Genomic DNA, 11,866 nt, shown 5'->3' on the forward strand with positions numbered 1-11,866 from the left:
GCCTACACCTGCGCACCCGGCGTAGAAGCCATCGTGACTTCCAACCAGTAGTTAATACCACTCAACGGTTGGCGCGCCACAACAAAAGGCATTGCATAGCGTCTCTGCTCTAAGCCAACGTTTTCACTGAGGTGCTTGCGCCAATGCGGCCGAGGATGCGGCCGAAGCTTTTTGGCGCAGCCACCACAGCCACATACCCGAGCCCAAAACCCAGCCCACACCGCCTGCGGCGGCCACTACTAGCACAGTTGAGTTGAGGGCCAGCAAAGCAAGCAGCCCTGGCAGCAATAACAAGCGCGGTAGTTCCAGCCAAGTGGCCCAGGAGCGCGCTTCCAACAAACCGCCTACATTCATTACGCCCCAACCCAGCCAAACGGCGGTAGCCACCCGTGCGAAAAGCGGCATGTGCGCTTGGGTGAACATAAACAGCGCCCCAAGGCCTAATAGCAGTACATACTGCGCCAGTACGTACCAGTTGAGTGCTGGCGTAGTGGGAGTGGCGTACTTCTGGTACGTGTCCATCGCCACTTCCGGTACCACATAGGAGCCGCCCGCGTGCACGGGCCGCCAGCCGGGCCGGCCGAACAACGTGCGTAGCTTGTCGTCGAAGCGGGGGGTATAACGCACTTGCTGCCAGAGTTGCGTATAGTGCCCGAGGTTGGCCCACAGCGGGTTCCAGGTGTTGACGGGCGTTGTGACGCCGTACACCGGACGTTCCTCTTCCGCCTGAAACGTGTTGAATAGTCGGTCCCAGATGATAAGCGCCCCGGCGTAGTTTCGGTCGATGTACTTGGGGTTGCGGGCGTGGTGTACACGGTGGTGCGAGGGGGTGTTGAGCACCCATTCCAGGGGCCCAAGCCGCCCAATAAACTCGGTGTGAATCCAGAACTGGTAGAGCGTGACAAAGGCCGACACGTACACAAAAAACGTGGGCTCGAAGCCGATAACCGCCAGCGGCAAATAGAAAGCAAACGTAAACAGCTCCTGCCACGAGCCCTGCCGTAGCGCCACCGACAAGTTATAGTCCTCGCTTTGGTGGTGCACTACGTGCCCGCCCCAGAACAAATTGATTTCGTGGCTCATGCGGTGCGCCCAGTAGTAGCAGAAGTCAACCAGCACAAACAAGAGCAGCCCCGTAGCCCAGGTGCGCGGCACGTGCAGCAGGGCCGCGTGCTGATACAGAAACGCGTAGGCCGTAACGCCAATAATCTTCATGAACACGCCCGTTACTTGTTGCGTGAGGCCACAGCTAATGTTGGTTAAGGCATCGTGAAAGTGGTAGTGTTCGGTGCGTTGCCAGCGCTCCACTAGCAGTTCAATTCCAATCAGGAGAAAGTAAATAGGAATAGAGAGGACGATGGGGTTGAGCATGGCAGAAGGAATTGGCAGGTGGTATACTGGCGTGGCGTGCAGCTGAAACAGCTTCCGCCTAACCCAGATTCAAGCATAGAAAGATAAAAAAAGCCGCCTCAATGGAGGCGGCTTCAGTAGGCTACAGCGGTTAAGGCTTGATGCAAAGCGTCAATGAATGCTAGCTTACCACTTCCAGCATGGTGCGAAAGGAAGCATAGCGGCCGCCAAACTGCTGCTCAATATCTTGGCGTAGGGCCGGAGCCGCCACGGTTTGGTACTCTTCTAGCTGCTCTAAGCTCACGCAATAGTATTGCGCGGCGTAGGTAATGCCGTCATCTTCCTCGTTGAGCAAGCGGCAAAGCTGGCTCCTGACAAAGAAACCAGTGGCCATCACCTCGGGCATGTGCGTGTCGCGCATATACGCTACCCACTGCTCGGCTATTTCCGGGTCGAGGCTGGTCGTGACGTTGTAAAGTATCATAGAAGGTAGGGGCTTGGTTGATGGAGCGCCTGAAGACGTTGAAACAAGAAAACGTAGAACAGAGGCCCTTTGCGAAATTCACAGAACAACATAACGCAAAAGTCGGCCAAAAAATCCAAGACATTACCTACGCCAAGCCTGAGAGCTCACTCGGGTAGGTGATAAGCACTGCGTCATACCCGCATGTGGTCGAAATGAAACTCTTGAATGCGGGCTTGAATATCTTTCGAGGAAAGCTTTTCGCGGATAGCCGCTTGTACCAAGGCAGGTAGCTCGGTATTGCCAGCGAAACGCAACGCTAAAATCTGGCTGAGTTGCAGCTGGCTTTCCAGCGGCCGCAAGCTCTGGCCAGTAGCTTCAAAGTATTGCTGCCGTACTTCCAGCCGGATAATTCGGTCTTGGAGCGTTAGGGCATAGTGCTGCCGCAGCATCATGAGAACCCCAAAACTCACAACTGCCAGCGCCATTAGCGTAAACCAAAGTCGCGAAATTTCGGTGTCATCGCCGGCTACGGTGGCGTAACGACGAACACTGTAGAGCGCCACAATAAGTAAGGCGGGTAGCAGCACAAAGTGGTGCCACGCATAAAGCATGGGCTTGTTTTTGGTTGGTTCGGTGGCCATTCAACGGGTGGTTATAAGGAAAGATGCAGACACAAAAAACTCCGGCAATGCGGCCGGAGCTTTTCAATACTAGGTCAGAGAAAAAGCGAGTAAGTGTACCTACGACTTAAGGGCTTTAGCTGCTTTCTTGGCTTCACGGGCGCGGCGCTTCTCTTCGCTAGCTGTTTGCTTGGCCAGTTTTTCCTGGCGCTTAGCTTCTTTGGCTGCGTCCTTTTGGCGGTTTAGCTCCACCTTTTGCTCTTTCATCTGCCGCTTCTGCTCACGCATAGCGTTCTTCTGGTCCTTGAGCTGATTTTCCGACGCATCTACGCTCTTGCGCGAAGAGGCAGTTTGCTGTTTCTGGGCATCTAGCGTGGATTTGGCTTCGGCAGCGCGCTGCTTTTGTTGCTCCAGCCGTATTTGGGCGGAATCTGCTGCGGTTGTAGTTTGAGCCTGGCCACTATGACTGCTCACGATACCAACTGCAAAGGCGAAAATGGCGAGGATATTTTTCATGACGGACTTAAGGTTGAATTCCGTTCTGATACGGCCTGCTGGCACCAAAGTTAGATTTCTTAGCTTTATTCCTCGATATAGTCGAGGTCCTTGCCATAGCTTTCGGGTAAGGTGCTGGCGCTGAAAAAAGCTAAGAGCAGCGTCACGGCTCCAATAACGGCGGCTGCCCCCGTGATGCCCAGCGTGGGCTTCAGGGCCGAAAAAGCCGGGTTGATTAGCACAATGGCCCCCCGCGCAAAGTTGGGCGCCGTAGTTGCTACCGTGGAGCGCAGGTTGGTGCCAAACTGCTCGGCCGAAACCGTCACGAACAAAGCCCAGAAGCCTCCTGCGTAGCCGATTAGGAAGCAAACGAGGTAAAACATGGTGGTGCTGGCACCGTGCAGCCCATATAGGTACACGCCCACCATGGCGGCGCAGGCGGCAATAAACAACTGCAAGGTTCGGTTCCGGCTCTTGAAAAGCTGGCTGAGGGCGCCGCTAGTAAAATCGCCCAGGGTGAGGCCGAAGTAACACCAGAAGATGCTCAGGCCGCCCGTTACGGCCCCTCGCACGCCAAATTCCTGGCCGAACTCCGGGGCCATCGTTATCAGAATGCCAACCAAAAACCAGAACGGCACGCCCAGAAACAGGCAGCGAATGTATTTGGCCAGCCGGGGACCGTTGGTGAAGAGGCTGGCGAAATTACCTCGTTCTACTCCTTCACGCTTGGCCTGCTCGAACATACCCGACTCGAACACGCCCGCCCGCAGGGCCAGCAGCGCCAAACCGAGGCCACCTCCAATAAAGTAAGCGTTGCGCCAGCCGAAATATTGCCCCACCCCATACGCCACCATCGCTCCCGACACGCCCACCGAGGCTACTATCATGGTGCCGTAGCCGCGCTTCTCTTTGGGCAGACTCTCCGCTACCAGCGTGATGCCCGCGCCCAGTTCGCCGGCCAATCCTATGCCAGCAATTAGCCGTAGCCAAGCGTATTGGTCGATGGTCTGCACGAAGCCGTTGGCAATGTTGGCCAACGAATACATCAGGATAGAACCGAACAACACCGACAGCCGTCCTCGTTTGTCGCCTAAAATTCCCCACAGGATTCCGCCCAGCAGCATGCCGCCCATTTGCATACTGAGCAGGTATTGGCCTTGCTCCGTAATGGCCGCTGGTTCCGTAACGCCTATGTCCTTGAGGCTTTCCACCCGCACAATACTGAACAGTACCAAGTCGTAGATGTCAACGAAGTAACCCAGAGAAGCCACAATCACCACTGCGCTAAGCAAGGCGGCAGTCTTGGGGGGAGGCGAAGGGGACTTGGCGACGGACATGGGAGGGAAGGGGAGAAAGTGAAAGATGACGAGATTATCAGGAGCACTTTACGCATAATATCGAAAAGCGGCAACCAACGAATTCACTTATGCCTAAGTGAGTTTAGAGCAAGGTAGAAGCCGGATCGTTTAAGAGTGTCCCTTAAGTTAGATAGCGCACCTTGGTAGCCCCACTGCGAAGTTGGAGAGTGTAAAATCATGCTTCATGTTGTGGAGAGGGTTTATTAGCAAGAATATATACTAAAATACTTGGATTGTTTGCCAATAATATTAGTTTTGTATTTCTGTTACCGTCCTCATCCTTCCTTCTACGCTATGAAAAAGGAGCCACAGTACACGGTTTGCTGCCAACTCACTATTGCAGAGGTTGAGCTTGGGCGCATAGTCGAAACCCGACAAGTGAACCACCACTTGCCAACAGAGACCACCGAGCTAAACGAGCTATTCGCCGATCTTTACGAGCAGTTTCGGAGCCCGTACTTGCTAGGGCTTCAGATTACAGCTATTCACGACCAGTCGCCTTGTCCTGCTACAACGGACGTGGAGTAGTGAGCCGGAAACAGGGTAATGCAGCTAGTTGGGCAGGCCACGGGCTTAGATGAAAATGCGGGTGCCGGAGAAGCTCTGGCGAAACTCCCGCGGTGTGTAGCCTTTCTTCTTCTTGAAGATGCGGTTGAAGTTGGAAATGTTGTTGAAGCCGCACTTATACGCCACTTCCGCCACGTTGTGGGTGGTATCGATAAGCATGCGCGTGGCATGGCCCAGCCGGATTTCGTTGAGACTATCGATGAAGGTGCTCCCGATGCGTTTCTTGATAAAGCGGCTAAACGACACCTCAGGCATGTTGGCTAGCTTGGCTACTTCGGCCAGCGTAATCTGCCGGCTGTAGTTGGCATTCATAAACTCGAACACCTTCTCGAGGCGGCGGCTATTGTAGTTGAACTGCTCGCTGTTGAAGGTGGAGTCGGAGAGGATGCGCATGTTGCGCGAGGTGGAAAGGTCGTGCAGAATGGAAAGCAGTTCCAGCACCGAGTCGAAGCCGGTTTTCTGCTCCAGTGACTGAAGCCGCTCGCGCAGCCGCTCCGTGGTTTCGCGGGAGAACAGTATACCGCGTTGGGCATTCTCCAGCATCTTCCGGATAAAGCTGAGCTGGTTGCGGTGCAGGAGCCGGTCCTCTAGCAGGTCTTTGTGAAACTGAATCGTCACCTCCCGGATTTCCTGGCTTTGGCATTGGTGCGTAAACCAAGCGTGCCCCAAGTTGGAGCCCACCAGCACCAATTCCAGGTCGTCAATCACCTCAATATGGTCGCCTACTATGCGCTTGGCGCCGGGCGCGTCGATAATCAGGTTCAGTTCGAACTCGTCGTGGTAGTGCAAGGGGAAGTTGAACTCCTTTTTTACGCGCGAAAATAAAGTGAAACAGTCGCTCTGGGTGAGCGGAGTGATTTCGCGCATTAAGTTCTGACGCATGGCGAGAGCTAGATAGGGAGTGGTGATTAAACGCCGCTGCAAATGTTAAAATAGTATTAGACTCTTGTATACGAGGCTATCAAATTTAATGCATACACAATGTCAAAAAAGTAAATTTGTTTTATCAGGGCTTACCGACAGGCTAATTAAGTACCAGAGAAGGTTAATATATCATTACTAAGTGAGCAGGTTCGCGGCTACATTTGAAGGTATCAGATGGTGTTGTCTACTTCGATGGTGATGGCGCAGACAGAATAAATCCGGAAGACGAAACAACTGGTCGGATGCCAGCATCCGCACTAGTTTTGGTTGAACTCCTAATGGCACGTGGTACTTCCCTAAAGCCACGGCCAAGACCAGGCCCCTCTTCCAAAACCGCCTTTCGCCCTTGAATGCCTGCCGCAACTAGGAGTAGACCACTAGATCAAGCCGAGCAACAACCGCAGCCCACTTGAATTCGCTCTCTTCTCGCTCCCTCAATTCCCGCCTTCTCTCCCGTTAAATGAAATTACGCCTACTCGACGTACTCATTATTGTTGCTTATCTCCTTACCACTGTTGGGGTTGGCTTGTGGTACCGCAAGAAAGCCCGTGAAAACAAAGACAGCTACCTGCTCGGCGGCAAAAGTCTAGCTTGGTATAAGCTTGGGTTGAGCGACGCGTCGGATATGTTCGATATCAGCGGCACGATGTGGATGGTGAGCTTGTGCTTCGTGTATGGCCTGAAAAGCATCTGGATTCCCTGGCTCTGGCCGGTGTTCAACCAAGTGTTTCTGATGATGTACCTCTCGCGCTGGCTGCGCCGTTCCAACGCCGCTACTGGGGCCGAATGGCTGGCTACGCGCTTCGGCAATACGGGGCCGGGCGTGGGCGCTTCGCACAAAGTGGTTATTACGTTTGCCTTGCTGAGTTGCCTCGGGTTCCTGGCCTACGGCTTTGTGGGGTTGGGCAAGTTCATTGAAATTTTCGTGCCCTGGGAACTGGTGCAAGGATACGTGCCTTTCGCGGTGGCGTCGCAATACGTGCCGCACGTGTACGGCATCATTTTCACGCTGTTCGCCATGTTCTACTCCATTCTGGGTGGCATGCACAGCATCGTGCTCGGCGACATGATTAAGTACGCCATTATGACGGTGGCGTGCTTGTCGATTGGCTTTATTGCGTGGTCGAATTTGCAGGGCAAAACGCTTGCTGTGCCGGCCGGGTGGTACAGTCCGTTTTTCGGCTCGAAGCTGGAACTTGACTGGTCGGGCATCATCACCGAAATCAATCAGAAAATCAAGGCGGACGGCTACTCACTGTTTGGTGTCTTCTTCATGATGATGGTCTTCAAGGGAATATTTGCCTCGCTGGCTGGGCCCGCGCCCAACTACGACATGCAGAAGATTCTCTCGACCCGCTCGCCCGAGGAAGCCAGCAAAATGAGCGGTTTCGTGTCCATCGTGCTGCTGCCCATCCGCTACTCGCTGGTCATTGGTCTGACGGTGCTGGGCCTGCTTTACTACAACCAGATGAACATCAAGGGGCCGGAGGGCACCACCGACTTCGAGCGGATTTTGCCGGTGGCCATCAACAACTTCCTGCCTACTGGCTTGCTTGGGCTGGTGCTAACGGGGTTGCTCGGCGCCTTCATGGGCACGTTCAGCGGCACCGTGAATGCGGCGCAGGCCTACATCGTCAACGACATCTACCTGAAGTACATCAACCCCAACGCCAACACCAAGCAAATCATTTCGCTGAACTATGTGGTGGGCGTGGTGGTAGTGGCCGTGGGGGTGCTGCTCGGCTTTCTGGCCAAAGACGTGAACAGCGTGTTGCAGTGGATAGTGTCGGCGCTGTATGGCGGCTACATTGCCTCCAACGTGCTGAAGTGGCACTGGTGGCGGTTCAATGCCACGGGCTTTTTCTGGGGCATGCTAACTGGCATTGTGTCGGCCCTGATTTTCACTCGGTTTTTCGAAGGCATCGAGTTTCTGTACTACTTCCCGGTGCTGTTTCTGCTCTCGTTGGCCGGGTCGGTTATTGGCACCTACGCCTCGCCGCCCACCGAGCTGGCCGTGCTGAAGGCGTTCTATAAAAACGTGCGGCCCTGGGGTTTCTGGGGTCCCATCAACGAAATGGTGCTGGCCGAGGACCCGTCGTTTCAGCCCAACCGCAACTTCAAACTCAATATGTTCAACGTGGTGCTGGGCATTGTTGCCCAGCTCTGCCTCACCATCCTGCCCATGTACCTGATCTTGATGCAGAAGCTGCCGCTACTGGTCACGGTACTGCTGCTGCTGGTGGTGATTACAATTCTCAAAAAAACGTGGTGGGACAAACTCCAGGATTATTGATGTGCTGAACTATGCTTTTGGGAAGGTCTGCTGCTTGGGGAGCGGTAGGCTGAGGGCCGATGACAACTACAAGTTATCGACCTTCAACTGCTTTGCCGTTGGGAATTCGGCGGAGCAGTTTTCCTGTCAGCGCCTGTTCAGCCTCTTCATCTAATCCCTACCAACTCCCTTCCAATTTTCTGGTCGTACAAAATTCAGCGGCCTAAGCGTACCTAAATCTGCACAAGCAACGCCCGCTGTAGTAGGGTTCCTAATGCAAAGCCCATGACGCCTTCCTTCCACGAGCGGCTGCTCGCCCTCCAATCCACGCAAGAAGCGCTACTGGCGCGCCCCAACTCCAGGCAAGAACTCGGCGGCAACGGCATCTACGACCGATACGAGTTTCCTATTCTTACGGCGGCCCACGTGCCTCTTACTTGGCGCTACGACCTCAATCCGCAAACCAACCCTTTCCTGTTAGAGCGGATTGGGATGAATGCCGTGTTCAACTCTGGGGCCATGAAGTGGCACGACAAGTACGTGCTAGTGGCGCGGGTGGAAGGAGCGGACCGCAAGTCGTTTTTCGCGGTGGCCGAAAGCGCCAACGGCATCGACAACTTCCGTTTCTGGGAGTACCCTATTGCCCTGCCCGAAACCGACGAGCCCGACACCAACGTGTACGACATGCGCCTAACCACCCACGAAGACGGCTGGATCTACGGCACGTTCTGCACCGAGCGGCGCGACCCCACGGCGCCCGAAGCCGACCAGTCGGCGGCCGTGGCTAGCTGCGGCATTGCCCGCACCAAAGACCTCGTAACCTGGGAGCGGCTTGCCGATCTGAAAACCAACTCGGCGCAGCAGCGCAATGTGGTGCTGCACGCCGAATTTGTGAACGGCAACTACGCATTCTACACCCGCCCGCAGGATGGCTTTATTGAAGCCGGTTCCGGCGGGGGCATTGGTTTCGGCTTGTCGGAGGCCATTGAGCACGCCGAGGTGCTCGAGGAAGTACTGATCGACCGGAAGCAGTACCACACGGTGTACGAGGTGAAAAACGGCCTCGGGCCGGCGCCCATCAAAACCGAGAAAGGCTGGCTGCATCTGGCCCACGGCGTGCGCAATACCGCCGCTGGGCTGCGCTACGTGCTGTACCTGTTTCTCACCGACTTACACGACCTCACGCGCATTACGCACAAGCCCGGCGGGTATTTCCTGGCTCCGGAAGTTGATGAGCGTATTGGTGACGTGTCGAACGTGGTGTTCAGCAACGGCTGGATTATTGACGAAGACGGCCAGGTGTTTATCTACTACGGCTCCTCCGATACGCGCATGCACGTAGCTACCTCCACGGTGGAAAAGCTGCTCGATTACGTGCAGCACACCCCCGCCGACAAGTTCACCTCGAGTTCTTCGGTGGAAGCCATTCAAGACCTGATCAACCGCAACAAAGCAGTAGGCGAGCTAGCAACAGTTCCACTGGCAAACACAGTCAACAAGCACTAAAGTCCGTTTAGGCTGGTATGCAACAGGGGCAAGTTTTCAAGCAGGAACTCGACCGGATACTCTCGTATTGGAGCACCTATATGCCCGATGAGGCGCACGGCGGCTTCTATGGGCAGCTAACGGCAGAAAACGAAGTAGTAGCGCAAGCCCCGAAAGGCTCGGTGCTAAACGCCCGAATTCTGTGGACGTTTTCGGCGGCGTATCGCCACGAGCCACGCCCCGAATCGTTGGTGTTGGCTACCCGAGCCTTCGAGTACATAGAGCAGCATTTCATCGACTCCGAGCACGGAGGCGTGTATTGGTCGGTAGATTACCTGGGGGCCCCGCTCGATACCAAGAAGCAGATGTACGCCCTGGCCTTCACCCTGTATGGCTTGGTTGAATATTATGCTGCTAGCGGCAACGAGCGTGCGCTAACGTATGCGCAAGCCCTGTTTCACACCATCGAGACGTACAGCTTCGACCAGGAGCACGGCGGGTATCTAGAGGCACTGGCGCGCAACTGGGGCCCGGTGGCCGACTTGCGCCTGAGCGACAAGGACGCCAACGAAAAGAAAACCATGAACACCCACCTCCACGTGCTGGAGGCTTACACCAATTTGTATCGGCACTGGCCCGACGCCCTCTTGCAGACGCAAATTCGGAAGTTGCTGGCGGTGTTTGCCGAGCACCTAATCAATCCGGTTACGCACCATCTGCACCTGTTTCTGGACGAGCAATGGCAGGTTAAATCCACGGTTGTTTCTTTCGGCCACGATATAGAAGCTTCCTGGCTGTTGTTGGAGGCGGCCGAGGTGCTCGGTGATGAACCCTTGATTCATCAGTTTCGGCAAGTGGCGGTGGATATGGCCACTGCCGCCGCCCGCGGCCTAGATGCCACGGGTGGCCTCAACTACGAATTCGACCCGGCCCTAAACCACTGGATTCCAGAGAAGCACTGGTGGGTGCAGGCGGAGGCGATGGTTGGCTTCCTAAATGCCTACCAAGTAAGTGGGAGCCAGTATTTCTACGACTTGTTCTTGGGGGTCTGGAATTTCACCGAACAACACATTTTAGACTATAAATCTGGCGAATGGCTCTGGGGGGTGAATGAGGACCTCACCGCCATGCCCGGCGAAGACAAGGCAGGCTTCTGGAAGTGCCCGTATCACAACGGCCGGGCCTGCCTCGAACTCCTGGCGCGCCTGCCTCAGTGAGCTTGCAGAAGCAAGCAGTATAGATTTTAAGTTGACCTGAATAGTGGTTTTTTGGGTGAGTATCGTGCTGCGAAACGAAGATTAAGATTGAACAAACAATCAGTTGCGCTTATCTAGAACTAAACTCTCTGTTTAGATTTCTGGGTCTGTAGTTCGTCGCAGCAGCCGTGGGCGCCCATAGCGGGTGCTACGTCTTCTAGCTGCACGGTGCAGTGGCTGATATTGAATTCGTGTAGTAAGTCGTGCTGAAGTTGGCCGAGAAACTGATTGCTGTTGCCCCCGTTGGGGCGTACTAAATGCGCAGTCAGGGCGGTATCCTGCGTGCTTAGGGGCCAAACGTGCAAATCATGGACGCCCACCACGCCGGGGCGAGTTAGCAGAAACTGCCGCACCGCCGCTATATCAATGCTTTCCGGAGCGGCTTGCAAGGCCATTTGCACCGTTTCGCGCAGCAAGCCCCACGAGCTGTACCCCACCACGCCCAGAATCACGAAGCTGATGGCCGGGTCGAGCCACTGCCAGCCCGTGAAGTATACCAGCGCTCCACCCACCACCACGCCCACCGACACGAGCATATCGGTGAGCATGTGCAGATACGCGCCGCGCACGTTCACGTCGCCCTTCTGCCCGCTGCTAAATAGCCAGGCTGTAAACCCGTTGACAAGAATACCCAAGCCGGCCAGCGCCATAACAATGGTGCCGTTGACGGGCGTGGGATGCCGTAAGTGGTCGAGCGTATCCCAGAGAATAAAGCCAAGGGCCAAGTACAGCAGGGCCGTATTAAGCAGCGCCGCCTGAATGGTAGCGCCCTTATAGCCGTAGGTGTAGCGCTCCGTAGCCCGACGCTTGACCAGCCACGTGGCGCCCCAGGCCAGCGCCAAACTAAGCACGTCGCTCAGGTTGTGGCCCGCATCGGAAAGTAGTGCCGACGAATTCGCCCACAGGCCCCCCGCCGTTTCGCCCGCTACAAATAGCAGATTCAGCGTAATTCCCCAGCCAAACGCCCGGCTGAATTCAGCTGGTGGCGCATGGTGATGGTGATGATGGTCGTGTCCGTGGTGGTTGTGGGCCATAAGTAATCAAGATTTTCACGCAGGTCTTGCAATGTAAAA

General features: G+C 55.3%; 11 protein-coding genes. 4 read left to right on the forward strand and 7 right to left on the reverse strand.

The window, feature by feature from the left end:
* Positions 1-123: 123 nt before the first annotated feature.
* The 5 genes from ACFE7X_RS03080 to ACFE7X_RS03100 form a co-directional block, all read right to left on the reverse strand.
* Positions 124-1,371, reverse strand: a complete 1,248-nt coding sequence (locus ACFE7X_RS03080) for a sterol desaturase family protein (RefSeq protein ID WP_375434192.1) — start codon at positions 1,369-1,371, stop codon at positions 124-126.
* A gap of 160 nt (positions 1,372-1,531) precedes the next feature.
* On the reverse strand, positions 1,532-1,834 hold the full coding sequence (locus tag ACFE7X_RS03085; RefSeq protein ID WP_375434193.1) for a DUF4286 family protein: 303 nt from the start codon (positions 1,832-1,834) through the stop codon (positions 1,532-1,534).
* A gap of 173 nt (positions 1,835-2,007) precedes the next feature.
* Positions 2,008-2,457, reverse strand: a complete 450-nt coding sequence (locus tag ACFE7X_RS03090) for a DUF6526 family protein (protein ID WP_375434194.1) — start codon at positions 2,455-2,457, stop codon at positions 2,008-2,010.
* A gap of 99 nt (positions 2,458-2,556) precedes the next feature.
* A complete protein-coding gene (locus ACFE7X_RS03095; RefSeq protein WP_375434195.1) occupies positions 2,557-2,952 on the reverse strand; it encodes a hypothetical protein in 396 nt (131 codons plus the stop codon).
* A gap of 65 nt (positions 2,953-3,017) precedes the next feature.
* The gene (locus ACFE7X_RS03100) at positions 3,018-4,268 is read right to left on the reverse strand and encodes an MFS transporter (protein WP_375434196.1); all 1,251 of its coding nucleotides are present in this window, start codon (positions 4,266-4,268) and stop codon (positions 3,018-3,020) included.
* Between the two features lie 315 nt (positions 4,269-4,583).
* On the opposite strand from ACFE7X_RS03100, the gene ACFE7X_RS03105 reads away from it, so the two are divergent.
* Complete coding sequence (locus ACFE7X_RS03105) at positions 4,584-4,817, forward strand: hypothetical protein (RefSeq protein ID WP_375434197.1); 234 nt, start codon at positions 4,584-4,586, stop codon at positions 4,815-4,817.
* Positions 4,818-4,862: 45 nt separating this feature from the next.
* Here ACFE7X_RS03105 and ACFE7X_RS03110 read toward each other — a convergent pair whose 3' ends face one another.
* Positions 4,863-5,738, reverse strand: a complete 876-nt coding sequence (locus ACFE7X_RS03110; RefSeq protein ID WP_375434198.1) for a helix-turn-helix domain-containing protein — start codon at positions 5,736-5,738, stop codon at positions 4,863-4,865.
* Positions 5,739-6,240: 502 nt separating this feature from the next.
* On the opposite strand from ACFE7X_RS03110, the gene ACFE7X_RS03115 reads away from it, so the two are divergent.
* From ACFE7X_RS03115 to ACFE7X_RS03125, 3 genes are all read left to right on the forward strand, one after another.
* Positions 6,241-8,073, forward strand: coding sequence for a sodium:solute symporter family protein (locus ACFE7X_RS03115; protein ID WP_375434199.1), 1,833 nt, complete (start codon positions 6,241-6,243; stop codon positions 8,071-8,073).
* Positions 8,074-8,337: 264 nt separating this feature from the next.
* The gene (locus ACFE7X_RS03120) at positions 8,338-9,558 is read left to right on the forward strand and encodes a glycosidase (protein WP_375434200.1); all 1,221 of its coding nucleotides are present in this window, start codon (positions 8,338-8,340) and stop codon (positions 9,556-9,558) included.
* Positions 9,559-9,575: 17 nt separating this feature from the next.
* Positions 9,576-10,754: an AGE family epimerase/isomerase gene (locus ACFE7X_RS03125; RefSeq protein ID WP_375434201.1), complete on the forward strand. Its 1,179-nt coding sequence runs from the start codon at positions 9,576-9,578 to the stop codon at positions 10,752-10,754.
* Between the two features lie 119 nt (positions 10,755-10,873).
* On the opposite strand, the gene ACFE7X_RS03130 is transcribed toward ACFE7X_RS03125, so the two are convergent.
* Positions 10,874-11,827, reverse strand: a complete 954-nt coding sequence (locus ACFE7X_RS03130) for a cation diffusion facilitator family transporter (RefSeq protein ID WP_375434202.1) — start codon at positions 11,825-11,827, stop codon at positions 10,874-10,876.
* Between the last annotated feature and the right edge of the window lie 39 nt (positions 11,828-11,866).

The sequence above is a fragment of the uncultured Hymenobacter sp. genome (assembly GCF_964242765.1).
GTDB lineage: Bacteria > Bacteroidota > Bacteroidia > Cytophagales > Hymenobacteraceae > Hymenobacter.